The organism is Streptomyces sp. NPDC048671 (assembly GCF_055587045.1).
On record NZ_JBVJHB010000001.1, the window covers coordinates 828709 to 854730 of the forward strand.

Below are 26022 nucleotides of genomic sequence, written 5' to 3' on the forward strand. Positions count from 1 at the left end.
TTCGCGCCCCCCAGGGTGAGCCGAATGACTTCCAAGCCCGCCGGACCGAACTCCGGCCTGCCCTCCAGGCGCACCATGATCGCCGGTGCCGCCGCAGGCGCCACCGCCCTCGCCGCGACCGCCATGACCTCGGCCGACGCCGCCACGCCCGGCTCTCTCGCCGCGCCCGCCGCCCCCGCCCCGGCGGCCCCCGGTTCCGACTGGGACGCCTGCCTGGGCGTCGCCCGCGCCATCCTCGTACGCGACGAGCACGACGAGCCGCTGGTGCCGCACTACCGCGACGTCCTCCTCTCCAAGGGGCTGCCGCGCAGCCGCAAGGCGCCCAAGAAGGTGCTGATCGTCGGCGCGGGCCCGGCCGGGCTCACCGCCGCCCACCTGCTCCGCAAGGCCGGGCACACCGTCACCGTGATCGAGGCCAACGGCAACCGGGTCGGCGGCCGCATCAAGACCTTCCGCAACGGCGGCCACGAGAACGCGAAGTCGCCGTTCGCCGACCCGGAGCAGTACGCCGAGGCCGGGGCGATGCGGATCCCCGACAGCCACCCGCTCGTCACCGGGCTCATGGACAGCTTCGAGCTGAAGCGCCGCCGCTTCTACCTCGTCGATGTCGACGGGGCCGGCCGGCCCGCCAACCACACCTGGATCCAGGTCAACGGCGTCCGGGTCCGCAAGGCGGACTACGCGAAGAAGCCGCAGACGCTGAACCGTTCCTTCGGGGTCCCCGCCGAGTTCGAGGACAAGCCGGCCTCGACGATCGTGCGCGAGGCCTTCGCCCCCGTGCGCGCGGAGTTCGAGGGCAAGGAGGGCTCGGAGCTCGTCAAGGGCTGGGCGCGGGTCATCCAGCGCTACGGCCACTGGTCGATGTTCCGGTTCCTGACCGAGGCGGCCAAGCTCGACGAGCGCACCATCGACCTCATCGGCACCGTCGAGAACCTCACCTCGCGGCTCCATCTCGCCTTTGTGCACAGCTTCATCGGGGCCTCCCTGATCAGCCCGGACACCGCGTTCTACGAACTGCCCGACGGCACCGCGACACTGGCCGACGCGATGTACGCACGGGTCAAGGACCTGGTGCGGCTGGACCGCCGGGCCGCCAGGATCAGCCACGGGGCCGACGGCGTCCGCGTCGAGACGGTGTCCGAGGGCCGTGACGGCAAGGTCGTGCGGGAGACGTTCACCGGCGACCGGGCGATCGTCACCGTGCCGTTCTCCGGACTGCGCCACATCCCGGTCACCCCCGCGCTCTCGTACGGCAAGCGGCGCGCGATCACCGAGATCCACTACGACGCGGCCACCAAGGTGCTGCTCGAATTCAGCCGCCGCTGGTGGGAGTTCGAGGAGAAGGACTGGAAGACCGAGCTGAACCGCATCCGGCCCGGCCTGTACGACGCGTACCGGCTCGGCAAGGCGCCGGCCGACGGTTCACTGCTGGGCGCGCACCCCTCCGTACCGCCCGGCCACCTGCCGCCCAACCAGCGCGTGCACTACGCGGCGTACCGCGCGACCGCCCGCGACCAGCCCGAGGCGGCGCACGTCATCGGCGGCGGATCGGTCACGGACAACGCCAACCGGTTCATGTACCAGCCCTCCCACCCGGCCGGCAAGAGCAAGGGCGGGGTCCTCCTCGCCTCGTACAGCTGGGCCGACGACGCCCTGAAGTGGGACTCCCTGGACGACGACGAGCGCTACCCGCACGCACTGGGCGGGGTGCAGGACGTGTACGGGCAGCGCGTCGAGGTCTTCTACACGGGCGCCGGCGCCACCCAGTCGTGGATGCGCGACACATACGCGTACGGCGAGGCGTCCGTGCTGCTGCCCGGCCAGCACACCGAGCTGTTCGCCGATGTGCGCTCGGCCGAGGGTCCGCTGCACTTCGCGGGCTGCCACACCTCGGTCAAGCCCGCCTGGATCGAGGGGGCGCTGGAGTCGGCGGTCCGTACCGCGCTGGAGGTGCACACGAGCTGACGCTCAACCGCCGGCGGTGTGCGGCGGGGAGGGCGGCAGGGGTGTTCCCCCGCCCTCTCCGCCGTTCGCCGCGTCGCCGTCCTCTCCCACCAGTTCGCGCGCCAGCAGGGTCGCACCGGCGACGGCCCCCGGCATCAGGAACACGGCGACGAACGGGACCAGGAAGGCCAGGCCCAGCGGCACGCCGAAGCCGAGGATCAGCAGCCGGCGGCCGCGCAGCAGGACCAGCCGGTCCTTGAGCACCATGCCGCGGCGCTGGAGCGCGACGGCGGTGAGTTCCTCGGCGAGGAAGTAGCCGGTGACGCAGAAGCCGATCAGCGGGACGACGCTCTGGCCGGCGACCGGGACGAATCCGAGGGCGAAGAGCAGCACGGCGTACAGGGCGACCCGGAGCAGGATGCGCACGCTGTCCCGGGCGGAGATCCACAGGTCCCGCCAGAGCGGCAGCCCCGACTCGGGCACCTCGCCGCCCTCGGTCCGGTCGACCTCCTCGGAGAGCGACTCGTAGAAGGGCTGCCCGACCAGCAGTGTCACGGCGGTGAACGTGATCACCGCCAGGAACAGCCCGAAGGCGAAGACCAGCACGGTCAGGGTGGTGCGGAGCAGCCCCAGCCAGGGCGAGGACCAGTCGTCGGCGAAGGGGGTCGCCCAGGCCGCCAGGTCGTCGGCCCCGTAGCCGAGGCCGACGAGCGCGCCCGCGTACACCACCAGGGTGATGAGACCGGGGACCAGGCCGATGCCGAGCCAGCGCCCGTGCCGGACGACCCAGCGCTGTCCCTTGATCAAATAGCCGAAACCCGCCCCTGGATCACGCATGACGTCAGCGTAACGGCGAGCCGGCCGGCGGCACGGGCTGGCCCCCTGGGGCTCCGTGTGCGGAGCCCCAGGGGGCCGGAATCCGTCTGCTCGTGGTGCCCGTGGTCAGGCGACCGACAGCCCGACCTTGATGTTGCCGCGCGTGGCGTTCGAGTACGGGCACACCTGGTGGGCCTTCTCGATGAGCGCCTGCGCGGTCGCCTTGTCGACGTTCGGGATGGTCGCCGTGATCGCGACCTCCAGGCCGAAGCCACCGGCCTCGGTCTTGCCGATGCTGACCGCGGCGGTCACCGTGGAGCCGGAGATGTCGGCCTTCTCCTGGCGGGCCACGACACCCAGCGCGCCCTGGAAGCAGGCGCTGTAGCCGGCCGCGAAGAGCTGCTCCGGGTTGGTGCCCGCGCCGCTTCCGCCCATTTCCTTCGGCGGGTTGACGACCACGTCGAGCTTGCCGTCGTCCGAGGAGACCCGGCCGTCACGGCCGTTCTCGGCGGTGGCGACAGCGGTGTACGCGACGGCGATGTCCTGAATGGTCATGACGTGTGATCCTCCTGCTGATGCGCCGCGACTCGCGCCCACGATCGCGACGGCCTGGGATGAGCCTAACGGGTGCCCCTGCGGCCGTATCAGCCGAGGGAAACGATCATCTTGCCGGTGTTGTCGCCGCGGAGCAGCCCGAGGAAGGCGTCGAAGCCGTTCTCGATGCCCTCGACGACGGTCTCGCGGTACTTCAGCTCGCCCGAGGCCAACCAGCCGGCGACCTCCTGGACGAACTGGCCCTGGAGGTCGGCGTGATCGCCGACGAGCATGCCCTGAAGGCGCAGCCGCTTGCCGATGACGAGGGCGAGGTTGCGCGGGGCCGGGGTCGGCTCGGTCGCGTTGTACTGCGCGATCATGCCGCAGATGGTCGCGCGGCCGTGCACGTTGAACGAGGAGATCGCGGCTTCGAGGTGCTCGCCGCCGACGTTGTCGAAGTAGACGTCGATGCCGTCGGGGGCGGCCTTGCGCAGCTGCTCGGCGACGGGGCCGTCCTTGTAGTTGAAGGCGGCGTCGAAGCCGTACTCCTCGACCAGCAGCTTGACCTTCTCGTCGGAGCCCGCGGAGCCGATGACCCGCGAGGCGCCCTTGAGCCTCGCCAGCTGACCGACCTGGCTGCCGACCGCGCCGGCCGCGCCGGAGACGAAGACCGCGTCGCCCTCCTTGAAGGAGGCGACCTCGAAGAGGCCCGCGTAGGCGGTGAGCCCGGTCATGCCGAGCACGCCGAGGTAGGCGGAGAGCGGGGCGAGGGAGGCGTCGACCTTCACGGCGTGCTCGGCCGGGACGTCGGCGTACTCGCGCCAGCCGAGGCCGTGCAGGACGTGGTCGCCGGCCTCGAACCCCTCGGCGTTGGACGCGACGACCTCGCCGACCGCGCCGCCGTCCATGGGGTGGTCCAGCTTGAACGGCGGGGCGTACGACTTCACGTCGTTCATCCGGCCGCGCATGTACGGGTCGACCGAGAAGTGCAGGTTGCGGACGAGGACCCGGCCCTCGGCGGGAGCGGTGACCGGTGCCTCACGCAGCGCGAAATCCTCGGCCTTCGGCCAGCCGTGCGGACGGGCTACGAGGTGCCATTCACGGCTGGACGTGGGAAGTGCTGCAGACATGGGCTCGGTGTCTCCTCTATGGCTCGGGGCGGGTGTCTCGGGGGGGTGTCTCAGGGGCTGTCTCGGGGAGGTACGGGAAGCCGTCCGGCCGGAGCGGAAAAGCTTCACCATGTGAAACAACCATGCGCCTGGATATTTCATGTTGTCAAGTAACCGGCTATCCTGAGCGCCATGGCCACTCGTACAGACCCACTGACCCTCGAAGTCGTCGAGCTCATCGGCACCGTCGTGGCGCGCTACTACGAGGAGTACGAGGAGGCCGCGGCCGCACACAGCCTCACCGGTGCGCAGGCCCGAGTCCTCGGGCTCCTCTCCCTGGAACCGATGCCCATGCGCAGGATCGCGCAGAAGCTCAAGTGCGAGCCGTCGAACGTGACCGGCATCGTCGACCGGCTGGAGGTGCGCGGTCTGGTGGAGCGTCGCCCCGATCCGGCCGACCGGCGGGTGAAGCTGGCCGCGCCCACCGAGAAGGGCACCCGAACGGCGCGGCAACTGCGCGAATCGCTCGACTTCGCCCGCGAGCCGCTGGCCGGTCTCTCCGACGCGGACCGTGCGGTGCTGCGGGATCTGCTGCGCCGGATGCTGGGCATGGACCCGCCGGCCCCGGACCCGGGTCCCTGAAGGTCTCTAGAGCCTCAGCAGAACCACAGGAACCAGCAGCCGCCCGAGTCGGAAGGGCTCGGCTCCGGAGTGGGCGTCGGCGTACGCGTCGGCGTCGGGGTCGGGGTCGGTGTGGGCTGCTCGGGGGCCGGGGGCCGCGACTGGTCGCCGCCCGTGCCATCGCCCGTGCCGCCGCCCGTGCCGTCGTCCGGCTCCGACGGATCGGCGGACGGGGTGGCGGGCGCCTCGGACGGCGGGGCGGGCACCTCCGCGGTGGCCGCCGGGGCCGAGGTGGCGCCTTCGGGGCGCGGGGCGCCCGTACCGGCGGCGCCCGAGGGGTGCGCGTCGGTGGCCGGGACCACCGAGGGGCTGCCCGCGGGAGTCCGCACCGGGCCGGGCGGCGCGGCGGCGTCGCTCGCCGTGGGCTCCGGGGCGGGCGCGGTCGTGACGGACGTCGATTCGCGTACGTAGTCCGAGGCGCCGTCGCCGCCCTCCGGCTCGGCCGCCAGCTCGGCCAGGCTCAGCGCTCCGGCGGCGAGGACCACCCCGAGCAGCGCCAGCAGCGCCGTACGGCCGCGACGGCTGCGGGCCCGGCGGCCCCGGCGCGGCCGGGTCTCCGGCTCCTCGCCCCGGCGCGGCCGACGCGAACCGTGCCCGCCGTGCCCTGCCGGGGCGGCGGCGCGCTCCGTCCGGGCGGCGGCGCGCTCCCGGCGGCGCCGGCCGCCGGGGCGGGACGGCGCGGCCTTCTCGTCCCGCGCGTCCGGTTCGTGGCGGAGGGACGCGGGCACGGCGTAGTGGCTCAGCGCCTCCGCGGGGGTTCCGCATCCGGCACAGGCCAGGGCGCCGTTGAGATGCCGCTGACAGGGGTGGCAGTAATCCATGGCGCCCGCAGATTAGATGCCCATCGGACGACAGAGAAAGCGGCTCAGGTGAGGATCCTGTGTGGAAGCGTGGATTCCATGACCGCTGCCACGCCTTTCGGCCCCCGCGAGTTCCAGCTTGTCCTCTTGCGCCGGATGGCCGACCACCAGCCCGGCCTCGTCGAGGACGCCCGGCACGAACTGAGCGCCACGCTCGCCGAGATGCGCGAGGCCAACCGCCGCTGGCAGGCCATGCTGCGGGCGCCGAGGGGGCGCGGGTCGTTGCGCCGCTACCGGTCCGTGCTCGGCGAACCCGAGTCGTCCCTGCGCCGCACGGTCGGTGACCTGGAGTGCGACGCGCTGCTGTGGCCGGTGCCGCTCTGGCCGGATCTCCGGTTCGAGGTGATGGCCGGACCGGGCGGGGCCGTGTGGAACGAGTGGCTGGTGCGGGCCCCCGGCGCGGCCGCCCCCGCCCTGCGCACGGCCGAGGATCTGCGCCCCTGGTCGTGCACCGTGGACGAGGTCGCGCGGGCCTTCGCGCCGGCCCGCCCGATGGAGGGCAGCGCGCCGACCCGCTGGGCGCTCGCGATCACCGCCCCGGTCACCGGCGAACCGTACGTCGCCGAGTTCACCTGGGGGCTGTTCCAACGGCTGCTCCCCCGCTGAGCGGACCACGGGGCCGCCCGCCGACGAGCCGTCAGCTCCGTACCCCCTACGGCGCATCCCAGCGCGCACAACGCCTCCCACCGGCGCACGATACGGAGAGAGCCGGCTGCCCGTCGGTACCCCCATCAGAGCTCTCGGGAGACCCGCCGTGACCGTCAGCCTCGATCAGTTGCGCCGTTGCCATGTCGCCGTCGACCTCGGGGCCGCCCGGACCCGGGTGTACGTCAAGGGGCTCGGACTCGTCGTCGACGAGCCGAGCGCCGCCGCCGTGAACACCCGTACCGGATCGCTCATCGCCGTCGGCGCGCTCGCCGAACAGATGACGGGCCGCACCCCCGACTACATCCGGGTGGTCCGTCCGGTCTCCGGCGGAACCGTCGTGGACATCGAGATGGCCCAGCGGATGCTGCGCCAGCTGCTCGGCGAGAAGCTCCGCCGGCAGCTGCGCCGCAAGCCCCGGCTGCGCGCCGCCGCCTGCACCCCGCACGACAGCGACCCGCTCGCCCAGCGCGCCGCCGTCGAGACCATGGTCGGACTCGGCGCCCGTCGCGTCGAGCTGGTCGACACCCTGATCGCCGCGGCCGTGGGCTGCGGACTGCCGGTCGAGCAGCCGACCGCCACCATGATCATGGTGTGCGGGGCGGCGACCACCCAGATCGCGGTGCTCTCGCTCGGCTCGATCGTGACGGCCGTACGCATCCCGATCGGCGGCGACGCGATCGACCACGCGGTGATCCAGCATCTGCGCCAGTACCACGAGCTGATGCTGCCGAGCCAGTCCGTACGCCCCTTGCAGCTGGCGCTCAGCGGCAACGGCCTCACCCCGCACGGCCCCGCCGTGACCGAGATCCACGGCCGGGACGTGGCGACCGGTCTGGCCCGCTCCGTGCAGGTCGACACCGCCGCCGTACGGCAGGCGATCCACCGCCCGCTGACCTCGGTCCTGGACGGCCTCGGCAAGGTGCTGCGGGACTGCCCGCCCGATCTGGTGGCCGACCTCGCCGACTGCGGGATCATGATGGTCGGCGGCAGCGCGCTGCTGCCGGGCCTGGACCAGATGCTGCGCGACGCGACCGGCATGCCGGTGCACATCGCCGAGCGGCCCGACGTCTGCTCCGTACTGGGGCTCGGCGCCATGCTGGACGGCAAGATCCGTCCGATGGTCCTCGACCCGCTCTCCTGCTGAGTGCCGCGGGTCGTACGGCGGATGACCGAGGAACCACGCGAAGCGGCACCCCGCGGAAGGATCCCGCAGACGCCCCGGCTGCCGATGCTCCTGGAGGCGGTGCTGAGCGTCGGCAGTGATCTCGAACTGCGGGCCACCCTCCAGCAGATCGTCGACACCGCCACCGCACTCACCGAGGCCCGCTACGGCGCCCTGGGCGTGCTGGACCCCGAGCGCGGCAAGATCAGCGAACTGTACGTCTCCGGGCTGAGCGACGCCGAACGGGAGGCCATCGGCGACTTCCCGGACAGCCACTCGGGCATGCTCGGCGCGCTCATCGACCAGTCGCGGCCGCTGCGCTCCGACGACCTCACCACCGACCCGCGCTCCTGCGGCGTGCCGCCCGCCCACCCCGCGATGCACTCGTTCCTCGGCGCCCCGATCCGGGTGCACGACGAGGTCTTCGGGAACATCTACCTCACCGAGAAGAGCACCGCGCACTTCACCGACACCGACGCGGCCCTCCTGCGGGTCCTCGCCTCGCAGGCCGGAATCGCGATCGGCAACGCCCGGCTGTACGAGACGGCCCGGCAGCGGGAACGCTGGATCGAGGGCGCGGCCGCGGTCACCAACACCCTGCTGACCGGGGAGAACGCCGCCGACGCCCTGATGACCGTGGCGGAACGGGCCAGGATCCTCAGCGACGCGGCGGCCGGGGTGATCCTCCAGCCGACCGAGGAGGGCGGGATGGAGATCGTCGCCGCGTCCACGCTCGACGACCCGGCCGGCCTGGTGGGCACCACCATCGCGCCCGACGCCCCGGTCCTGGTCCAGCTGCTGGGCGGCGAGCCGGTCTTCCTGGAGGACTCGGCGACCGATCCCCGGATGACCACCCACGTACGGTCCCGGTTCGGCCCCAGCATGATGCTGCCGTTGCAGAGCGGCGGGCGGCTCATCGGCACCCTCGCCCTGCCCCGGCGGCGCGGCGCCCGCCCGTACACGGCCGTGGACCGGCTGCTGGCCTCGCAGTTCGCCTCGCAGGCCGCGCTCGCGCTGGTCCTGGCGGACGCCCAGCACGACCGCGAGCAGCTCGCGGTGTACGAGGACCGGGACCGGATCGCCCGTGATCTGCACGATCTCGTCGTCCAGCGGCTGTTCGCCACCGAGATGATGCTGGAGTCGACCCGCCGCCGGGCCGGCACCGGGGAGACCGACGAGCTGCTCGGCAGAGCCGTGGACGAGCTGGACTCCACGATCCAGGAGGTGCGCACGACCATCTTCGCCCTCCAGCAGCCGCCCGCCGAGGCCCCCACCACCTTCCGCGGTCAGGTGCTGCGGGAGACCCGCGGCGCGGCCGCGGTGCTCGGCTTCCAGCCGTCGGTCCACTTCACCGGGGCGGTGGACGCCCTCGTGCGGGAGCCGGTGGGCGGGCAGCTGCTCGCCGCGCTGCGCGGGGCGCTGGCGGCCGCGCACCGGCGGGCCGGGGTGTCGGCGATCGAGGTGGAGGTCGATGTGACGGCCGTGCTGCCGGACGGGCGGGCCGCGGTCCGGCTGACGGTCGGCGACGACGGGCGGGAGCGCGACGGATCGCGCCCGCCGGCCGTCAGCTGGCAGGCGCCGCTCTGAGCGCGACCCTGGTGTTGGAGTGGGCGACGCCCGCGTCCCGCCTGAGTCGGCGCAGCAGGGCGTCCAGCGAGGCGGTGTCGGCTGCGGTGGCACGTACGAGATAGTCGTGCGCGCCCGTCACGTGCACCACTTCGGTGATGCCGGGCAGCGTCAGCACCGCCCGCTCGAAGACCTCGTTGGTGGTGTCCATCCGCAGGGTCACGTCGATGAAGACGACGAGGCCCGTCCGGGTGTCGGCGGCGGGGTCGACGATCACGGTGAAGCCGCGGATGACGCCGTCCCGGCGCAGCCGCCGCACCCGGTCGGCCGCGGCGTTGGCGCTGAGCCCGACCCGTGCGCCCAGATCGCGGTACGAGAGCCGGGCGTCCTCCTGGAGAACGCCGAGGATTTCCCTGTCCAGAGGGTCCATACCGCGATTGTCTCAGCTTTCGGGCATTTACGACTTCCGGCGGAACGCCCGAGGCCGTCCGCGGTCACGACGAACGGCGGCGTCCCCGCCGGGACGCCGCCGTTCGTCGTGGACCTGATCAGCGAGCGGCCGTGCGCTGCTGCTCGAACCGTGCCGCCCAGTACGCCGTCCGGTCGAGGTAGGCCGTCTCGGCGGCGGCCCCCGTCTTTCCGTACGCCCCTTCGTACGTCTGGTAGCCGTGTCCGGCGGGCGGGGTGCTCGACGCGGGCTCGATCGGACTGCCCTCGTGCCATTCGTTGAAGGAGGTGACGGAGACCCAGGAGGGCGATCCGCCGATGGCCGGGTCCAGGGCGTTGCTCCACTCCAGGTCGTAGGAGGCGCCGTCCTCCCGGCCCAGGGTGGGTGTGGTGTTGCCGGGCACGGCCCGGTCGTCGATGTATCCGGGGGCCACCGATGGCGCCCAGACCAGGCCGTTGGCCTCGGCGTACGCCCCCGCCTGCTGCCAGCCGGGGGCGGTGGCACCGGCGATGCCGTCGTAGGTGTAGATCCCGCCGAAGTGCGCGACCTTGGTGGTGTCGGTGGTCTGGGCGAGGACGATGGCGCTGTCGCTCACGGCGTCCAGGGCCGACCAGTCCTGGATCCTCAGGCTCTCGAAGACGTAGAACGCCGGGCGGTCGCCGTGCTCGGCGTCCCGGTAGTAGGCGGGGTGGTCGCCGTACTTGTCGTTCAGGTAGGCGATGTCGTCGACCACGGAGGCCGCCGTCCTGTCGCCGTACGGTTCGATGTGCCAGGCGACCTTGATCCCGTGCCGGGCGGCGGCGTCCAGGACCTTCGGGGCGAGCGTGTCCTCGTAACCGCCCTGGCCCCACCAGCTGTAGACGATGACTCCGGCGCCCGACTGCTCGATCCACTTCATGTGCTGTTCGACGGCCCCGGCCTCGTCACCGGAGTCGTACGGGCCGAGCTTCGGGTAGAGGTCGGCGCCGATGTCGTCGGGCGGGGTGTGGCCGCCCTGCTCCCAGTGGCGCCAGCTGCCGTTCGTCTCCGGGGTGCCGTACCAGGGGTAGTAGAAGAGGTGGACGTTGGAGGAGCCCGTGGCCTTGGTGTTCTGCTCCTTGGCCAGGGTGAAGCTGTCGATGTCGAAGAGGGAGCCCGCTCCCCCGGTGAACCGGAGGAACAGCGGGCCGGAGCCGGTGGCGGTGAGGGCGCCGGTCACCTCCGTGAAGGTCTCCCAGTCGCCGGTCGGGGCGACGTCCACCGATCCGAGCAGCGGTCCGGTGGCGGAGCCGGAGTGCACCTCGATGGTGCCGCCCGCCCCGGCCGAGGAGACCCTGGCGGTGAAGGAGGTGGCCCCGGCCGTCTCGACGGACGCGTAGCCCGCCCAGTCGCCGTCGTCGATGTAGCCGAGGGTGGCCCCGCCGCCCGCCCCGGCGTGCGCGGCGCTCTGCACGCCGGAGGAGGAGGTGTACGACTCCGCCTCCACGGGGGCGTCACCGGGGTCCGGGGTTCCGGAGCCGCAGTCGGCCGGCACCGCGCCGGCCGCGTACTGGATGCCGCCGAGGAGCAGTTGGCGGAAGTCCGGATCGCTGTACGACTCGATGGTGTGGCCGAGGCCGGTGTAGAAGGACCGCCCCTGCTGCTGCGGGTGGCACCAGGTGATCGGGTGGTCGCCGTCCATCTCGCCGCCGGTGTAGCTGCTTTCGTCGAGGCTCTGGAGGACATGGACGTCGGCGCGCGGGTTGGTGCGGTAGTTGTACAGCTCGTCGGTCCGGGTCCACACGTCGTCGAGGTGCGATGTCGCCGGGTGGGCGTGGTCCTCGGTGACGACCTTCGCCTGCTGGATCGCCGGGTGGCTCTTGAACCAGGCGCCGACGAGGTGTTCGTACGCCGGCCAGTCGTACTCGGTGTCGGCGGCCGCGTGGACGCCGACGAATCCGCCGCCGCCGTCGACGTACGCCGACAGGGCGTCCTGCTGTGCGGTGTCCAGGACGTCGCCGGTGGTGCTGAGGAAGACGACCGCCTCGTACCCGGCGAGGCTCGAAGGGGTGAAGGCGCTCGCGTCCTCGGTGGCCGTGACGCCGAAGCCGTCGGCCGCGCCCAGTTCCTGGATCGCGGTGATGCCGGCGGGGATGGAGTCGTGCCGGAATCCGGCGGTCCGGGAGAAGACGAGCACGTCGTACGGGTCGGCCGCCGCGGCTGCGCCGGCCGGGGCGGGAGCCAGGAACGCGGCTCCGAGTGCGAGTGCGGCGGCGCAGGCGATATGGCGTACGCGCCGCGAGAGCTGACGTCTCATGAGCGGGTCACCCCTGCGTCTCGAAGGTGAAGGCGTCGAGGTCGAACAGATTCCCCTGGCCCGTGGGCCCCTTGAAGACGAGGAAGAGTCCGGTGGAGCCCGAGGGTGCGTTGCTCACGTCCGCCGAGACATCGGTGAAGGTCTCCCAGTCGCCGGTGGGCGGGACGGTCAGGGTGGAGAGCAGGGTGCCGGTGGGGGAACCCGCGCGCACCTCCAGCGTGCCGCCGGGACCGGCGGAGGAGACCCGGGCCGAGACGCCGGTGGCGTTGGCCAGGACGTACGGCTCGAAGGAGATCCAGTCGCCGTCGTCGGTGAAGCCGACGGTGGTGCCGCCCTCGGCCGTCCCGTGCTGGGCGGTCTCGATGCCGGACTGGGCCGCGAAGTGCTCGGCCTGCCGGTGGCGGGGCTGGAGGATGTTGGCGCTGTGGGTGGTGAGCCCGCCGGCGTCGGTGTACTCGGCGTCGAAGACCCCGTAGATGTTGGCGGCGCTGTCGTGCTCACCGTCGACGGGGACGTCGATGGTGCCGGAGCAGCCGTCCTTCGAGGTGATCTGGTGGCGGTGGCTGTCGTGGCCGAGCAGATAGGTGACCTTCACCTTCGCGCAGTCGACGGTGCCGTCCTCCGGGTCGGTGACGGTGACCGTGAAGGGCACGGAGTCGCCGAAGGAGAAGAGTCCGCCGTCAGCGGGTGTGGTCAGGGTGACCGTGGGGGCGGTGTTGCCTGCTGTCACGACGAGGCTGGCGGTGCCGGTGAGGCCCTCGGGGTCGGTGACGGTCAGGGTCGGCTGGAAGGTCCCGGCGGTGGTGTAGGTGTGGTGCGGATCGGCGTCGGTGGAGGTGGCTCCGTCACCGAAGTCCCAGGCGTAGCTCAGTGCCCCGCCCTCGGGGTCCGCGCTGCCGGCCGCCGAGAAGGCGACGTCGAGCGGGGTCGGGCCCGAGGTCCGGTCCGCCGCGGCCTTGGCGACCGGGGAGCGGTTGCTGCCCGCCAGGTACTCGACGCGGTACAGCGCCTGGTTGTTGGCGCCGGTGCCGTAGTCCAGGACGTACAGCGCACCGTCCGGGCCGAACGCGGAGTCCATGACCTGGGTGCCGGTCCACGGGAAGCTGTCGATCGTCCCGGGTGAGCCGTCGGCCTTCACCTCGATCGGCTTGATCCACTGGCGGCCGTACTCGGCGGCGAAGAAGCGGCCGTCGAGCGAGGCGGGGAACTTCACGGCCGAGTCGAGGTCCGCGTCGTAGTGGTAGACGGGACCGGCCATCGGCGATTCGGAGCCGCCGCCGAACTCGGGCGGGGAGCCCGCGTCACCCGCGTACCTGATCCAGGCGGGCTGTACGGCGGGCAGCGTCGGCTGCCCCGTGTTGCGGAAGGAGTTGTTGGCCGGGCCGCCCCCGCAGTCGTACTTCGCGCCGGAGGGGCCGTCCGGGAAGGTGTACTCGTTGTACGTCTCCGAGGCGGTGTTGGTGCCCGTGCAGTAGGGCCAGCCGAAGTTGCCGGGGCCGGTGACGCGGTCGAACTCGACCTGGCCGCTGGGGCCCCGGTTCGCGTCGGTGGTGCCGGCGTCGGGGCCGTAGTCACCGATGTAGACGACGCCGGTCGGCTTGTCGACGGACATCCGGAACGGGTTGCGGAAGCCCATCGCGTAGATCTCCGGCCGGGTCCGGTCGGTGCCGGGGGCGAAGAGGTTGCCGGCCGGGACGGTGTAGCCGCCGGCGGCGGTGGGCTTGATCCGCAGCAGCTTGCCGCGCAGGTCGTTGGTGTTCCCGGCGGAGCGCTGGGCGTCGAACTGCGGGTTGCGCTCGGTGCGTTCGTCGATCGGTGCGTAGCCGGCGGACTCGAACGGGTTGGTGTCGTCGCCGGTGGTCAGGTAGAGGTTCCCGGCGGCGTCGAAGTCGATGTCACCGCCGACGTGGCAGCACTGGCCACGGTCGTTGGGGACTTCGAGGACGACCTTCTCGCTGGCGGTGTCCAGCGTCCCGTCGGCCTTCAGGGTGAACCGGGAGAGGTTGAGGTGTCCCTTCCACCGTTCGAAGTCGGCGGCCGTCCCGGTGACGGGGGCGTCACCGGCGGGGGTGTCCAGAGGGGGTGAGTAATAGAGGTAGAGGTAGCGGTTGTTGGCGAAGTCCGGATCGGCGGCGACGCCCTGCAGCCCTTCCTCGTCATGCGTGTAGACGTTGAGCTTGGCGGCGGTCTTCGTCGCCCCGGAGGCGTCGGTGAGCCGGACCGTGCCGTCCCGCGCGGTGTGGACGACGGACCGGTCCGGCAGGACGGCCAGGGACATGGCCTCGCCCAGTTCGTCGGCGCCGAGGGCCAGTTGGACCTGCTGGTAGTCGGCGGCGGGGATGTCGGCCGCCGCGTGGACGGCGGTGGGGGCCGCGGGCGCGGCCGCAGCGGTGCCCGCGGCGAGGCCGCCGGCGGCGACCAGGGTGAGTGCGGTGACGAGTCTGGACCACAGGGGTGGGGACAGAGGCATGAACGCTTCCTTCCTGACGGTGCGTGGGGTTGTCAGGCAAGGCGCTGTCGCGCTTTGCGACGTGCGTGTGCTGCCGGGCGAGCGGCGGTGCAGCCAGGTTCTTTCTTGCCTGCCGCGCCGAGATGCCCTACCGGAGTGAACTTTTTGCATGCTGGCAACGCAAAATTAATATGTCAAGGTCGTATCCAAATTCCCGCCGGATGCCCCGTACAGCCATCCGGCGCCGGTTCGGGACACTTTCCGGAGACGGAAGCGCTTCGCCTGTCCAGGGCCTGTCGTCAAGCTGGCCGTCGTCGCCCGGAGGGCGGCCGTGCGGCGTCTGGTGCGTGCGATCGCAAGGCGCCGGAGTGCTCTGGTAGCGGAGCTACTCGGGCATTTCCGCAACGCCGCGAGCGTGCGTGCCAGACGCCGCACGGCAGACGGCAGACGGCAGACGGCAGACGGCAGACGGCAGATTGGCGGCAGGCCCTAGGGTTCGCAGTGTGATGCCACTTTTGCCTGCACTCCAGGATCCTGCCGGTCCGCCGGCTGCCCGCGAAGCCGTCCGGTTCGGCGAACAGTCCCTGACCTACGCACAGTTGGCCGCCGCCGCGGATGCGCTCGCGGCCCGGATCGCCGGTGCCGGCCGGGTCGCGGTCTGGGCCGCCCCGGCCCCGGAGACCGTGGTCGCGGTGGTCGCCGCGCTGCGGGCGGGGGTGCCCGCCGTACCGCTCAACCCGAAGACGGGCGAGCGGGAGCTCGCGCACATCGTCGCGGACAGCGCGCCCTCGACGGTGCTGGCCGCGGCCGGTGACGTACTGCCGCCCGCGCTGGCCGCGTTGCCCCGGGTGGACGTGGACACGGCCCCCGCGACGCCGGCAACCGCCTCCGGCTCGTCCTTCCCCGAGCCCTCCCCCGAGTCCCCGGCCCTGATCGTGTACACCTCCGGCACCACCGGCCCGCCCAAGGGCGCGGTGCTGCCGCGCCGGGCCGTCGCCGCCACCCTGGACGCGCTGGAGGACGCCTGGCAGTGGACCGGCGACGACGTCCTCGTCCACGCGCTGCCGCTGTTCCACGTGCACGGGCTGATCCTCGGCATCCTCGGCCCGCTGCGGCGGGGCGGTTCGGTACGCCATCTCGGCCGGTTCTCCACCGAGGGCGTGACCCGGGAGCTGGAGTCGGGCGGCACGATGCTGTTCGGCGTGCCGACGATGTACCACCGGATCGCGGAAGCGCTTGCCACCCCCGCCGCGTCCGGCGGGCTCGCGAAGGCTCTGGCGGGCGCCCGGCTGCTGGTCTCCGGATCGGCCGCGCTGCCGGTCCACGACCACGAGCGGATCGCGGCGGCGACCGGCCGGCGGGTCATCGAGCGGTACGGCATGACGGAGACGCTCATGAACACCGGCGTGCGGGCGGACGGCGAACCGCGCCCCGGAACCGTCGGCGCCCCGCTGCGCGGCGTCGAACTCCGCCTGGTCGAGGAGGACGGCGGCGCGCTCGCGGACCCCGCGTCCATCGGCGAGATCCAGGTGCGTGGCCCGAACCTGTTCACCGGCTACCTCAACCGCCCCGACGCGACGGCCGCCGCCCTCACCGCCGACGGCTGGTTCCGTACCGGGGACATGGCCACCCTCGACCCCGACGGGTACGTACGGATCGTCGGCCGCAAGGCCACCGACCTGATCAAGAGCGGCGGCTACAAGATCGGCGCCGGTGAGATCGAGAACGCCCTCCTGGAGCACCCGGGGGTCCGCGAGGCCGCCGTCACCGGCGAACCCGACCCGGACCTGGGCGAACGCATCGTCGCCTGGGTGGTGCCGGCCGACCCCGGCTCCCCGCCCCCGGCCGACGAGCTCGCCGGCCATGTCGCGGCCCAGCTCTCCCCGCACAAGCGGCCGCGCACCGTCCGCTACCTGGACGCGCTGCCGCGCAACGACCTGGGCAAGATCATGAAGCGGTCGCTCCATGGCTGACCGGCTGTCGGCCCGCGCGGCGATCGCCGCCGTCACCGCCGACTTCACCGAGTCGACCGCCCCTCGCGAGGACACCGAGGCCGACGGGCCCCTCGGCTGGTCGGGATACGCGGACTCGCGGGCGCGGGCCACCGCACGCACCGGTGAGCGGGAGTCCGTCGTGCACGGCCTCGCCACCCTCGGCGGCCGCCGCTGCGTCCTGGTCTCGTTCGAGTTCGGCTTCCTCGGCGGCTCGCTCGGGCAGCGCACCGGGGACCGGCTGGAGGCGGCGTACGAGGAGGCCGTGACCCGGCGGCTCCCCCTCGTCTCGCTGATCGCCACGGGCGGCAGCCGGATGCAGGAGGGCATGATCGCGCTCACCCAGCTGCACCGGGTGGCCCGTGCGTCGGCGCTGCTGCGGGCGGCCGGTCCGGCGCAGCTCGCGGTCCTGCGCGATCCGACGACCGGCGGCGGCTGGGCGACCCTGGGCGCGGGCGCCGATGTGATCCTGGCGCTGCCGGGGGTCCAGGTCGGGTTCGCCGGTTCCCGGGTACGGCCGCCCGGCGCCGACCCCCTCGCGTACACCGCCGAGGGCCAGTTGGCGGCCGGCCAGATCGACGCGATCGTCCCGCCGGATGAACTGGCCGCCACCCTGGGCCACTGGCTGCGGGCGCTCGCCCACCGCGACCCCGCGCCGGAGCCCGCGCCCGAACCCGCGCCGGTGCCCGCCGCGCTCTCCGTGACCGGGCTCCCGCTGACCGGCTGGGATGCCGTGGTCCGGGCCCGGTCCGCGTCGCGGCCACGCGCCGAGGCGTATCTGGACGCCTACTTCGGGATGCGGCTCCCGCTCCACGGGGACCGCTGCGGGGGCACGGACCCCGGGCTGCTCTGCGGATTCGGGCTGCGCGAGGGGCGGCCCGTCGCGTACGTCGCCCAGTGCGGCACCGCGACCCGCCCGGCGGGCTACCGCACGGCGGCCCGGGTGATCAGGCTGGCCGACCGGCTCGGCGTCCCGGTCCTCACCCTGGTCGACACCCCGGGCGCGGCCAACGACGCCGAGGCGGAACGGGCCGGCGCGGGCGCGGCCATCGCCGACGCCTTCGCGGCGATCGCGGCCGCCCGGGTCCCCGTCACGACCCTGGTGATCGGCGAGGGCGGTTCGGGCGGCGCGCTGGCCCTGGCCGCACCGGACAACACCCATGTCACCGCCGACAGCTACTTCTCGGTCATCGCCCCGGAGCTCGCGGCGGCGATCCTGAAGCGCTCCCCGGACCAGGTGCACGCCACGGCGGACCAGCTGCGGCTGCGTCCGCAGGACCTGGTGGACCTGGGAGTCGCCCGCTCCGTCGTACGGCCCGGCCCGCCGGGCACCGGGACGGGCTCGGCGCGCACGGGAAGCGACGGGTCGCTAGCGTAATAAAGGGGGCAATCCGCCGAGTGATTCGAGTGAAGAGAAGAGGCCAGGTCATGGCCACAGAACCAGAGGGCACTCCGTGCTGGGCCGATGCGACGTTCGGTGACATCGCGGGTGCGAAACGCTTCTACGGTGAGCTGCTGGGCTGGACCTACGGCGACTCGCTGCCCGAGTTCGGCAACTACACCCAGGCGTACGTGGACGGCAAGGCGGTCGCCGCCCTGATGCCGCCCGTCCCCGGCCATGAGGTACCGGCCGCCTGGACCCTGTATCTCGCCGCGCCGGACGCCGCGGCCACCACCGCGAAGATCCGTGAGCACGGCGGCGAGGTGCTGGTGGAACCCATGCGGGTCGGCGAGTTCGGCACGATGGTGCTGGCCCGCGACCCGGGCGGGACGGCGTTCGGGGTCTGGCAGGCGGGCAGCCACGAGGGGTTCGGTGCGCGCAATGTGCCCGGTGCCTACAGCTGGGGCGAGGTCTTCACCCGGGAGCCGGAGAAGGCGGACCCCTTCTTCCGCGCCGTCTTCGGGTACGGGCTGAAGCGCATGGAGGACGACGCGGTCGACTTCGCGCTCTACGACCTGGGTGCGGACCCGGTGCTCGGCCGGATGAAGATGACGGAGGACTTCCCTGCGGAGGTGCCGCCGTACATGAACGTGTACTTCACCGTCGCGGACTGCGACGCGGCCGTGGAGAAGGCCAAGGCACTCGGTGCCAAGCTCCGGTTCGGCCCGCTGACCATCCCGTTCGGCAGGTTCGCGGCGCTGACCGACCCGCAGGGCGCACCGTTCTCGCTGATCGACGGCACGACGACCGGCGGCGAGATGCCGAAGCTCGAGGACGTCGCCTGACGGGACGCAGGCCCCGGTCCGGGCGCGGGATCCGGGCGCGGGATCCGGGCGCGGGATCCGGGCGCGGGATCCGGGCGCGGGATCCGGGCGCGGGGTTCGAACGTAGACCCCGGGTCGTACTCCTAGGCCTCGGGTTCGCGTGCGTCGTACCGCGCGAACCGGGGCCACCGCAGGGCCAGCACCGCCACGGCGACCACGCATGCGATCCCTCCCCCGGTCACGGCCACGCCGGGCGAGACGAGATCGGCGACCGATCCGGCGAGGAAGTCGCCGAGCCGGGGGCCGCCCGCGACGACGACGATGAACACGCCCTGGAGCCGCCCCCGCATCTCGTCCGGCACGGCGGCCTGGAGCATGGTGTTACGGAAGACCATCGAGGTGGTGTCGGCCGCCCCCGCGAGCGCCAGGAAGATCAGCCCGAGCCAGAGCTGCCGGGTCAGCCCGAACACCGCGATGGCGGTGCCCCAGCCCGCGACCGCGAGGAGCACGGCGAGCCCCTGCCGCCGGATCCGCCCCAGCCAGCCGGAGAACACCCCGCCCAGCAGCGCCCCCATCGCCGGGGCCGCGACCAGCAGTCCGGTGGTCTTCGCGTCGCCCCCGTACCAGACGACGGCCACGACGGGGAACAGTGCGCGGGGACTGGCCAGCACCATGGCGCACATGTCGGTGAAGAAGGTCATCCGCAGGTTGGGCCTGGTGCCCAGGAACCGCAGCCCGTCCATGACGGACGCCCGCTTCCCGGTGCCGGCGGCGCCCTCCACCCGGTCCGGCAGCATCGAGGGGAGCCGCCACATCGCGTACAGCGAGGCGGTGAAGGTGACGGCGTCGATGCCGTACGCGGCCCGGTACCCCCACCAGCCGACGATGAGCCCGCCGAGCATCGGCCCGACGAGCGAGCCCGTGGTGCTGGTCATGGAGTTCAGCGCGTTGGCGGCGGGCAGCTGTTCGGCCGGCAGGAGGCGGGCGATCATCGAACTGCGGGCCGGTGAGTTGAGCGCGAAACAGACGGCCTGGAGCGCGACGATCGCGTACAGCGGCCCGACCCGTTCCACCCCGGCGACGGTGATCGCCACCAGCCCGACGGACAGGACGAACGACCCGAAGGCACTGGCCAGTCCCAGCTTCCGCCGGTCGACGGTGTCGGCGATGGCACCGCCGTACAGCCCGAAGACGACCAGGGGCACGAGCGAGCAGAATCCGATCAGCCCGACGGAGAAGGCGGACCCGGTGAGGTCGTACACCTGGAGCGAGACGGCGAGCGCCGTCATCCCCTGCCCCACCCAGGAGACCGTGTTCCCGAACCAGAGCCGCCGGTAGTCGGGGGAGGTCCGCAGCGGGGTCAGGTCGGCGAATATGCGGGATCGAGGGGCGGGCTCATCGGCCTCGTCCGTTGTTTCGGTCAGGGATTCGGTCACGGAGGATGGTATCGACCGGTCCCGGCGGCCCGGCGCACGGCACCCGTACCGAGGCCCGGACGCTTCGAGCACGCGCCGAATGCGGCAAGCGGCGCCGCCGGTGGCCCGGAGGCCATAGCCTTCCGGCCCGCCCCAGGCATGGAGAGAGCGCCATGAAGGCTCATGCTTCCGGCACGGTGCTTCCACGTACGAGCAGCCGGTGCGGAATCGTCACAGTGGCGGCGGGGACGTCGTTGTGCGGACTGTAGACGCGGTCCGCGAGACACTGCAGAGCTCGCTGAGCAATCTGCTGCTTGTCGGGTGAGACGGTGGTCAGGGCTGGGTGGCTGTAACGACCGTCCTCGACGTCGTCGAATCCGACGACGGCCAACTCCTCCGGTATGCGAACGCCTCTCAGGTGCGCCACGTGCATCGCGCCCAGCGCCAGTTCGTCGCTGAACGCGAACACGGCGTCGGGGACGGTGTCGCCGTCGAGTAGATCCGCCATGGCCCGAGCGCCGTCCTCCCGGTGCAGTGAGGTCACGCTCCGCTCCCATTCCGGCCTGGGCGGGATGCCGGCCCGGCGCAGCGCCCTGCGATAGCCCTCAGCACGCTGTTGTGCGGTGCCGTTTCGCAAGTGCGGCTGAAGTCCGATCGCCGCGACGCGGCGACGTCCCAGGTCCAGCAGGTGAGTGGCCGCCTCGTCGGCCGCGGCGACACTGTCCACCGCCACATGATCCGCCTTGCCCTGGGCACTGCGTTCACCGAGCAGCACGATGGGCAAGGTGTGTGCGGTCGCGGTCAATTCATCTGCGCTCAGGGCCCAGGGACTTATGATCAACCCGTCCATGACCCGGCCGCTGTCACCGGTCAGCAGTCGCCGCTCGAACTCGGCGTTTCCCCGCGTCTGCTCGATGATCACGGTCCATGAGCGGCGACGCGCTTCATCGACCAGCAGTCCGGCGAGCTCTCCGAAGTAGGGCGAGTGGAACTCCGGGATGGCCAGACCGATGATCCCGGTGCGGCCGGCCCGCAGGCTGCGAGCCGCGAGGTTCGGGCGATACCCCAGCTCATCGATCGCTTCCTGCACTCGCCGGCGCGTCTGCGCCGCGACCCGGGCGGATCCGTTGACTACGTTCGACACGGTGCGCGCCGAGACACCGGCACGGGCCGCCACGTCCTTCAGACTGCTGCTCATTCGCCCATCGTGGCATGCGGCGCCAGGTCCGGATGAAACTCGCGAGAAGGTATTGCAACGTTGAAATCAACGATGCAACATAGCGGGTGACCCCATCGCAAGGAGGACGCATGAGCCCGCACCTGTACCCCGGAGTCACGTTGGCCAACCTCGACGTCGATGTGTCGTCCGACGTCGCGGCTCTGTACTCGGACGGCATCACAGCCCGTAGGGGCGCCTTCTCCCCCGAGTGGGCCGACCGGCTCCGCGAGGACATCGAGGTGGCCTTCAACGAAGCGTTCGCGCGCCCCGGGGGCGCTGTCGGACGTGGCCCGCACCGCTACTACGTCGAGATACATCCCGAGCAGCTGCACGGATTCGTGGACCTTGTCGACCACCCGTGGGTGCGGTCGGTCTGTACCGCCGCGCTCGGCCCCGACTACCGCATCGTCGAGCTGGGCTTCGACGTACCGTTCGAAGGTGCCGTCAACCAGCCCTGGCACCGGGACTTCCCCATGCCGCGGGAGACCCGCGCCGAGCGACGGCTGACTTCTCTGGCCTTCAACGTGACCGCGGTGGACACCGAGGAGGATATGGGCCCCTTCGAGATCGCGCCGGGCACCCAGTGGGACGACAGCCCGGAGTTCGGGCACGGCATGTTCCCGCCTCGCTCGCACTACTCGCGCTACGAGGAGCGCGCCGTGCTCAAGTTTCCCCGGCGCGGGGACATTTCCTCCCGCACCGCGCTCACCATCCACCGCGGCACCAAGAACAACTCCTCGAAGTCCCGTCCGGTGCTCGTCCTGGGAGTCGACGGCCCCGAAGCCGCCAACGGCGACCGGCACGACACCGCCGTGACCCGCGCCTACTGGGAAGCACTTCCTGACCGCGTCCGGCGTCACCTCGACTGCGCGGTCGTCGACGTGCTGGAGCCGGTGACGCAGAAGCACACCATTGAGGGTCTGGTCATGGGCGACGCCTGAACTGACCACCCGGGTACGGCAGACGGAGCGAGCGGAGAGCGGCCGGCCGAGAGTTCCGGCCGCGGTCCGAGCGGTTCCGGCCCTGGCCGCCTTGGGCGGTCTGCTCTTCGGCTACGGCACCGGCGTCATCTCCGGCGCACTGCTGCCAGGGCGCCTCGCCGTGGCCCATGGACGCCGCGAAGCCGCCACCGCTTCGCCGTCGAAGGCCTCGCGCCGGGTCCGCCCCGTTCGGGAGCCACCAGTCCGCCACATCACGGTGCGGGAGGGGGCCACCGCTCAGGCGTTCACCGGCCATGCCGTGAGCCATCCGAAGGAGCCTGCGGCGAGTCGCTGTGGCGTTGTGGCGTTCGCGCGGCTCATGCCGTGACCCGGCTAGCGTCGCAACGGCGCTCCCACTGGTCACAACGTTTCTGCTGTGGTGGGGCGGGTGGGACTCGAACCCATTCACGTGACGCCTCTCACCTGCGGCGATGCCGAAAAAACGGACATAATCACCCGTTTCCATCCGGCTGCGTCCTCCTCGATCCGGCCCGAAGGGGGATCGATTAGGTGTCCGCCACACCAATTTCCCTCCACCCAGCACAACCGCCACCCCCGAAGAGCGCTGGGAGCTCGGCACCCAGGGCCGCGGACCACCCTGCGCTGCAACAGGATTCGTGAGCCTCCACCCTCACCATTGATCACGGTGCGCTTGGTTACCCTACGTAGCAGAAGACCGCACGGCGGAAGCATCGGGCGGGGTCGGTCATACCCATCGGCCTGGGCCTCAGCCGTACGCCGGACCCAGCACCACGACCCGGGCACGATGAAAACCGGACAGAAATAGCTGACCGTGCGCCAGAACATCCCGCGGCCGCAGGGTCAACGAAGCAGCCGGGGCGATCCTGGCCTGGACCAGCGGGCCATCCCAGCAGGAGCGGAAGTGAGCCTCCGCACGGCCGCTTGCGGGGGCGGGGGCCGGCGGCAGCTCCCTACGTTCGACCCAGCCGTGTTTTATTTATTGCGTATGCTGCGGATATTGCGGATACTAGAGACCCTCAAGCAATGACGCCCACCCGCCACGAAAGTTAGGGGCGCACCGTGACGAAGACAGACATCAGGCCCGTGAAGCTCCCGCCCGAGAAGACCGCCGCAGCGAACCGCGCCCTCACTCGTGTCCGCGGTTACCTCACCGAGCACCCCGACCTCGGACAGATCGCCGTCAAGCCACTCGACGACAACGAGCTTGAGCCCCTCACTCTGCCCCGCGAAGCCGTCGAGCTCCTCGCCGGTCTCCTCGCCCACCTAGGGGCAGGCCGAGGCGTGTCCATCGTCCCCAGCACGGCGGAGCTCACCACCCAGCAAGCGGCAGACATCCTCAACGTGTCCCGGCCCTTCCTCATCGGCCTCCTGGACGCCGGCGAAATCGAGTGCCGTCTGGTCGGAACGCACCGCAGAATCACAGCGTCGTCGCTCATGGAGTACAAGCAGACAGACGACCGGCGTCGCCGTGAAGCAGCAGACGAGCTCACTCAGCTCGGCCAGGAGATGGGATTGATGTAGTCGATGGCCTTCGTCGCCGTTTACGACGCGAACGTGCTCTACCCGAATATCCTCCGCGACGTGCTCATCCGCGTCGCGGAGGCCGGCCTTGTGCAGGCGAAGTGGACCGAGACAATCCTTGACGAGACGTTCCGCAACCTGAAGGCCAACCGGCCGGACCTGGGCCCCGGAGCCCTCGACAAAACACGGCGGCTGATGAAGGCAGCCGTACGGGACTGCCTCGTCAAGGGGCACGAGCCGCTCATCGACATACTGGAACTCCCCGACAAGAACGACCGGCACGTCCTGGCCGCGGCGATCCGCGCCAAAGCCCAGGTGATCGTGACGTTCAACCTCAAAGACTTCCCCGCGGAAGCCCTGGCGCCATGGGACGTTGAAGCCGTCCACCCGGACGCCTTCCTCGAAGCGCAGATAGATCTGGCGCCGGAGGTCGTGTACGCAGAGATCCAGCGCATCGCCGACAGTTGGAAGAATCCGCCCGGCACGGTCGCGGACGTGATCGAGCAACTCGAGAGGAACCGTCTCGTTTCGTCTGCGGCGGCCCTGAGGGCGCTCGCCTGATTCCGTATGGCTGGCGGCCGTCCCCGGCCAGGCTGCAAGAGATCAGCCACCGGGCAGCCTCGAGAGAAGGTCGTATGTCGGTCCCGGCTCATCGGGTGGTGGCGGGTAGAGCATGCGGCGCCCGGGACCGACCCTGGCACCTGGGCCCACACCTGCTGTCCGCCCAGGAAATGACCCGGCCTGGCAGCGGCACGCGAACTTCCTCGGACCCGGCGAGCGCTGCTCGCCACGCCAGTCATCGTTGCGCGCTCCACCACTGTTACTCCTCCTCGGCCGATACCCGGCCGCACTCCGCCTCCAAGTGATCCGTCAGCCCCCAAAGCCGGTCCATGGCGCCGTGATGCTCGGCAGCTGCCGCGACATAGGCCGACACCTCGGGCGTCAACCGGCTTCACTAGGCACTGTTTCTCGGATCATGTTCGGAGCCAGATGGCGAGGGCTGCGAGTGTGACGGTGCCGAGGTAGATGTAGGCGCGTTTCTCGTAGCGGGTAGCGACGGGTCTCCCGAGAGGTGTAGGCCTTGTCCGCGAGGACATGGTCGGGCCTGGTCCGGGGCCGGCCGACTCCGATACGGAGCACGGAGACCTGCTTCAGTACTCGCTCGAACTGGGGGCCGTCACCGTAGTGTCCGGGTGTCAGGACGAGAGTGAGTGGCCGGCATCGCCCATCGGCGGCAAGGTGGATTTTGGTGGTGAATCCGCCGCGGGAACGTCCCGGACACTCGCCGATCTGACCACTTCCTCCAGCCGGACTGCCAGATTCCTCAACACCGGATCGACCTGGTTCGTCCCCCCAGCGATCCCCCTTTGAGGGACCGCGACCGCCGGCGCCGTCCTCGCGCCGGCGGCGTGCTGGTGGGCCCGCACAGCTGTCGAGTCCACCGACACATCCCAGTCGATCCCGCCCGCCGCGTCCTCGGCTGACTGGATGCGGGACAGCAGCATCGCCCATGGCCCATCCGCTGACCAGCGGCGATGTCGTTTATAGACCGTCTCCCACGGCCCGAACCGCTCCGGCAGATCCCGCCACTGCACACCGGTCCGCACTCGGTAGAGAACCCCGTTGATCACCCGACGGTGGTCGCTCCACCGACCACCACGCGCACCACCAGGAGGCAAGAACGACTCCAGCCGATCCCGCGCACGCGGGGCCAAGCCCCTGGCCAGACTCGCCGGCTGGGCCATTTCCGCCGACGCCTTCCACGTGGCCAAGCCGCACGTGGAGGGGCCGGGGTCGCGGTGGCGGTCACCGGGGCTCTCCGCCGCGCCGGCGTCGGCCCGGACCGGCTCACGATCGACGACTGCGTAGTGGTGGCGGCCGGATGGGATCACGAAGTCCGCGCCATCGTTCTGGTCCACCTCCGCAGCGGCCACGGAACCGACGGAATACTGGCGCGGGCCAACGAGATCCTGAGCGGCCTCGACAAGCCGTTGCTCGCCGAACTACGGGCGGTCGAAATGGAGTCGATCCCGGTCGGCGTCACCGGCAAAGTACTCAAGCGCAGGCTCCGCGAGGCGTATGCCGCCGCGACCGCCGATGAGGCCGTCCACAGCTGTTGATCGCACCGCAGTGCCAGCGCAGCACTGGAAGTCAAGCAGGAGAAAAAGCCATGTCAAGCACCCAGGGGAAAGCATGACTACGGATACGAGCCACTCT

At 71.5% G+C, this 26022-nt stretch carries 21 protein-coding genes and 1 pseudogene; 12 read left to right on the plus strand and 10 right to left on the minus strand.

Annotated elements, in window-relative coordinates:
* The first annotated feature begins 24 nt into the window (after positions 1-24).
* Positions 25-1965, plus strand: coding sequence for a flavin monoamine oxidase family protein (locus ACZ6S6_RS03835; protein ID WP_469703655.1), 1941 nt, complete (start codon positions 25-27; stop codon positions 1963-1965).
* 3 nt (positions 1966-1968) lie between these two features.
* Here the strand turns inward: ACZ6S6_RS03835 and ACZ6S6_RS03840 are convergent, their stop codons facing one another.
* The 3 genes from ACZ6S6_RS03840 to ACZ6S6_RS03850 all read right to left on the minus strand — a co-directional run bounded on the left by ACZ6S6_RS03840 (position 1969) and on the right by ACZ6S6_RS03850 (position 4424).
* On the minus strand, positions 1969-2781 hold the full coding sequence (locus ACZ6S6_RS03840) for an EI24 domain-containing protein (RefSeq protein ID WP_469703658.1): 813 nt from the start codon (positions 2779-2781) through the stop codon (positions 1969-1971).
* Positions 2782-2886: 105 nt separating this feature from the next.
* Complete coding sequence (locus tag ACZ6S6_RS03845; protein ID WP_469703660.1) at positions 2887-3315, minus strand: organic hydroperoxide resistance protein; 429 nt, start codon at positions 3313-3315, stop codon at positions 2887-2889.
* A gap of 89 nt (positions 3316-3404) precedes the next feature.
* Positions 3405-4424: an NADP-dependent oxidoreductase gene (locus tag ACZ6S6_RS03850; RefSeq protein WP_362958535.1), complete on the minus strand. Its 1020-nt coding sequence runs from the start codon at positions 4422-4424 to the stop codon at positions 3405-3407.
* 171 nt (positions 4425-4595) lie between these two features.
* Between ACZ6S6_RS03850 and ACZ6S6_RS03855 the strand changes: the two genes are divergently transcribed.
* The gene (locus ACZ6S6_RS03855) at positions 4596-5045 is read left to right on the plus strand and encodes a MarR family winged helix-turn-helix transcriptional regulator (protein WP_469703663.1); all 450 of its coding nucleotides are present in this window, start codon (positions 4596-4598) and stop codon (positions 5043-5045) included.
* A 14-nt stretch (positions 5046-5059) separates the two neighbouring features.
* On the opposite strand, the gene ACZ6S6_RS03860 is transcribed toward ACZ6S6_RS03855, so the two are convergent.
* Positions 5060-5905, minus strand: a complete 846-nt coding sequence (locus ACZ6S6_RS03860) for an SCO2400 family protein (protein WP_469703665.1) — start codon at positions 5903-5905, stop codon at positions 5060-5062.
* Between the two features lie 78 nt (positions 5906-5983).
* Here ACZ6S6_RS03860 and ACZ6S6_RS03865 point away from each other — a divergent pair, with 78 nt between their 5' ends.
* From ACZ6S6_RS03865 to ACZ6S6_RS03875, 3 genes are all read left to right on the plus strand, one after another.
* Positions 5984-6550 (plus strand): hypothetical protein, encoded by a 567-nt coding sequence (locus ACZ6S6_RS03865; protein WP_362964498.1) that lies wholly within the window; start codon positions 5984-5986, stop codon positions 6548-6550.
* 148 nt (positions 6551-6698) lie between these two features.
* Positions 6699-7736: a rod shape-determining protein gene (locus tag ACZ6S6_RS03870; protein WP_362964501.1), complete on the plus strand. Its 1038-nt coding sequence runs from the start codon at positions 6699-6701 to the stop codon at positions 7734-7736.
* Positions 7737-7757: 21 nt separating this feature from the next.
* Complete coding sequence (locus tag ACZ6S6_RS03875; protein ID WP_362964503.1) at positions 7758-9341, plus strand: GAF domain-containing protein; 1584 nt, start codon at positions 7758-7760, stop codon at positions 9339-9341.
* Here ACZ6S6_RS03875 and ACZ6S6_RS03880 read toward each other — a convergent pair.
* The 3 genes from ACZ6S6_RS03880 to ACZ6S6_RS03890 all read right to left on the minus strand — a co-directional run bounded on the left by ACZ6S6_RS03880 (position 9319) and on the right by ACZ6S6_RS03890 (position 14513).
* Positions 9319-9750 carry an Lrp/AsnC family transcriptional regulator gene (locus ACZ6S6_RS03880; protein WP_362964505.1) on the minus strand — a complete coding sequence of 144 codons (432 nt, stop codon included), beginning with the start codon at positions 9748-9750 and terminating at the stop codon, positions 9319-9321. The genes ACZ6S6_RS03875 and ACZ6S6_RS03880 overlap by 23 nt on opposite strands.
* A 118-nt stretch (positions 9751-9868) precedes the next feature.
* Positions 9869-12043, minus strand: coding sequence for a glycoside hydrolase family 99 protein (locus tag ACZ6S6_RS03885; protein WP_469703670.1), 2175 nt, complete (start codon positions 12041-12043; stop codon positions 9869-9871).
* Between the two features lie 7 nt (positions 12044-12050).
* On the minus strand, positions 12051-14513 hold the full coding sequence (locus tag ACZ6S6_RS03890; protein WP_469703673.1) for a PQQ-dependent sugar dehydrogenase: 2463 nt from the start codon (positions 14511-14513) through the stop codon (positions 12051-12053).
* A gap of 485 nt (positions 14514-14998) precedes the next feature.
* Here ACZ6S6_RS03890 and ACZ6S6_RS03895 point away from each other — a divergent pair, with 485 nt between their 5' ends.
* The 3 genes from ACZ6S6_RS03895 to ACZ6S6_RS03905 are packed head-to-tail and all read left to right on the plus strand — an operon-like array spanning position 14999 to position 18709.
* On the plus strand, positions 14999-16465 hold the full coding sequence (locus tag ACZ6S6_RS03895; RefSeq protein WP_362964511.1) for an acyl-CoA synthetase: 1467 nt from the start codon (positions 14999-15001) through the stop codon (positions 16463-16465).
* Complete coding sequence (locus tag ACZ6S6_RS03900) at positions 16458-17861, plus strand: carboxyl transferase domain-containing protein (RefSeq protein WP_469703675.1); 1404 nt, start codon at positions 16458-16460, stop codon at positions 17859-17861. The genes ACZ6S6_RS03895 and ACZ6S6_RS03900 overlap by 8 nt, the downstream gene beginning before the upstream one ends.
* A gap of 50 nt (positions 17862-17911) precedes the next feature.
* Positions 17912-18709: a VOC family protein gene (locus tag ACZ6S6_RS03905; protein WP_469703678.1), complete on the plus strand. Its 798-nt coding sequence runs from the start codon at positions 17912-17914 to the stop codon at positions 18707-18709.
* Positions 18710-18831: 122 nt separating this feature from the next.
* Here the strand turns inward: ACZ6S6_RS03905 and ACZ6S6_RS03910 are convergent, their stop codons facing one another.
* Together ACZ6S6_RS03910 and ACZ6S6_RS03915 are read right to left on the minus strand one after the other, a co-directional pair.
* Positions 18832-20124 carry an MFS transporter gene (locus tag ACZ6S6_RS03910; RefSeq protein WP_469703680.1) on the minus strand — a complete coding sequence of 431 codons (1293 nt, stop codon included), beginning with the start codon at positions 20122-20124 and terminating at the stop codon, positions 18832-18834.
* 160 nt (positions 20125-20284) lie between these two features.
* Positions 20285-21301, minus strand: a complete 1017-nt coding sequence (locus ACZ6S6_RS03915) for a LacI family DNA-binding transcriptional regulator (protein ID WP_469703682.1) — start codon at positions 21299-21301, stop codon at positions 20285-20287.
* 110 nt (positions 21302-21411) lie between these two features.
* On the opposite strand from ACZ6S6_RS03915, the gene ACZ6S6_RS03920 reads away from it, so the two are divergent.
* The 3 genes from ACZ6S6_RS03920 to ACZ6S6_RS03930 all read left to right on the plus strand — a co-directional run bounded on the left by ACZ6S6_RS03920 (position 21412) and on the right by ACZ6S6_RS03930 (position 24366).
* Entirely contained in the window at positions 21412-22263 is an 852-nt protein-coding gene (locus tag ACZ6S6_RS03920) for a phytanoyl-CoA dioxygenase family protein (protein WP_469703684.1), read from the plus strand.
* A gap of 1080 nt (positions 22264-23343) precedes the next feature.
* Positions 23344-23805 (plus strand): helix-turn-helix domain-containing protein, encoded by a 462-nt coding sequence (locus tag ACZ6S6_RS03925; RefSeq protein WP_362964521.1) that lies wholly within the window; start codon positions 23344-23346, stop codon positions 23803-23805.
* Between the two features lie 3 nt (positions 23806-23808).
* On the plus strand, positions 23809-24366 hold the full coding sequence (locus tag ACZ6S6_RS03930) for a PIN domain-containing protein (RefSeq protein WP_362964523.1): 558 nt from the start codon (positions 23809-23811) through the stop codon (positions 24364-24366).
* A 381-nt stretch (positions 24367-24747) separates the two neighbouring features.
* Here the strand turns inward: ACZ6S6_RS03930 and ACZ6S6_RS03935 are convergent.
* Positions 24748-25550, minus strand: a pseudogene (locus ACZ6S6_RS03935) (IS5 family transposase).
* Between the two features lie 54 nt (positions 25551-25604).
* Between ACZ6S6_RS03935 and ACZ6S6_RS03940 the strand changes: the two are divergent.
* Positions 25605-25925 carry a hypothetical protein gene (locus ACZ6S6_RS03940; protein ID WP_469703688.1) on the plus strand — a complete coding sequence of 107 codons (321 nt, stop codon included), beginning with the start codon at positions 25605-25607 and terminating at the stop codon, positions 25923-25925.
* Positions 25926-26022 lie beyond the last annotated feature (97 nt).

Coding starts and splice junctions, on each gene's coding strand:
- ACZ6S6_RS03835 (WP_469703655.1), top strand. CDS start 25: ATGACTTCCAAGCCCGCCGGACCGAACTCCGGCCTGCCCTCCAGGCGC.
- ACZ6S6_RS03840 (WP_469703658.1), bottom strand. CDS start 2,781: ATGCGTGATCCAGGGGCGGGTTTCGGCTATTTGATCAAGGGACAGCGC.
- ACZ6S6_RS03845 (WP_469703660.1), bottom strand. CDS start 3,315: ATGACCATTCAGGACATCGCCGTCGCGTACACCGCTGTCGCCACCGCC.
- ACZ6S6_RS03850 (WP_362958535.1), bottom strand. CDS start 4,424: ATGTCTGCAGCACTTCCCACGTCCAGCCGTGAATGGCACCTCGTAGCC.
- ACZ6S6_RS03855 (WP_469703663.1), top strand. CDS start 4,596: ATGGCCACTCGTACAGACCCACTGACCCTCGAAGTCGTCGAGCTCATC.
- ACZ6S6_RS03860 (WP_469703665.1), bottom strand. CDS start 5,905: ATGGATTACTGCCACCCCTGTCAGCGGCATCTCAACGGCGCCCTGGCC.
- ACZ6S6_RS03865 (WP_362964498.1), top strand. CDS start 5,984: ATGACCGCTGCCACGCCTTTCGGCCCCCGCGAGTTCCAGCTTGTCCTC.
- ACZ6S6_RS03875 (WP_362964503.1), top strand. CDS start 7,758: ATGACCGAGGAACCACGCGAAGCGGCACCCCGCGGAAGGATCCCGCAG.
- ACZ6S6_RS03880 (WP_362964505.1), bottom strand. CDS start 9,750: ATGGACCCTCTGGACAGGGAAATCCTCGGCGTTCTCCAGGAGGACGCC.
- ACZ6S6_RS03885 (WP_469703670.1), bottom strand. CDS start 12,043: ATGAGACGTCAGCTCTCGCGGCGCGTACGCCATATCGCCTGCGCCGCC.
- ACZ6S6_RS03890 (WP_469703673.1), bottom strand. CDS start 14,513: ATGCCTCTGTCCCCACCCCTGTGGTCCAGACTCGTCACCGCACTCACC.
- ACZ6S6_RS03895 (WP_362964511.1), top strand. CDS start 14,999: ATGCCACTTTTGCCTGCACTCCAGGATCCTGCCGGTCCGCCGGCTGCC.
- ACZ6S6_RS03900 (WP_469703675.1), top strand. CDS start 16,458: ATGGCTGACCGGCTGTCGGCCCGCGCGGCGATCGCCGCCGTCACCGCC.
- ACZ6S6_RS03905 (WP_469703678.1), top strand. CDS start 17,912: ATGGCCACAGAACCAGAGGGCACTCCGTGCTGGGCCGATGCGACGTTC.
- ACZ6S6_RS03915 (WP_469703682.1), bottom strand. CDS start 21,301: ATGAGCAGCAGTCTGAAGGACGTGGCGGCCCGTGCCGGTGTCTCGGCG.
- ACZ6S6_RS03920 (WP_469703684.1), top strand. CDS start 21,412: ATGAGCCCGCACCTGTACCCCGGAGTCACGTTGGCCAACCTCGACGTC.
- ACZ6S6_RS03930 (WP_362964523.1), top strand. CDS start 23,809: ATGGCCTTCGTCGCCGTTTACGACGCGAACGTGCTCTACCCGAATATC.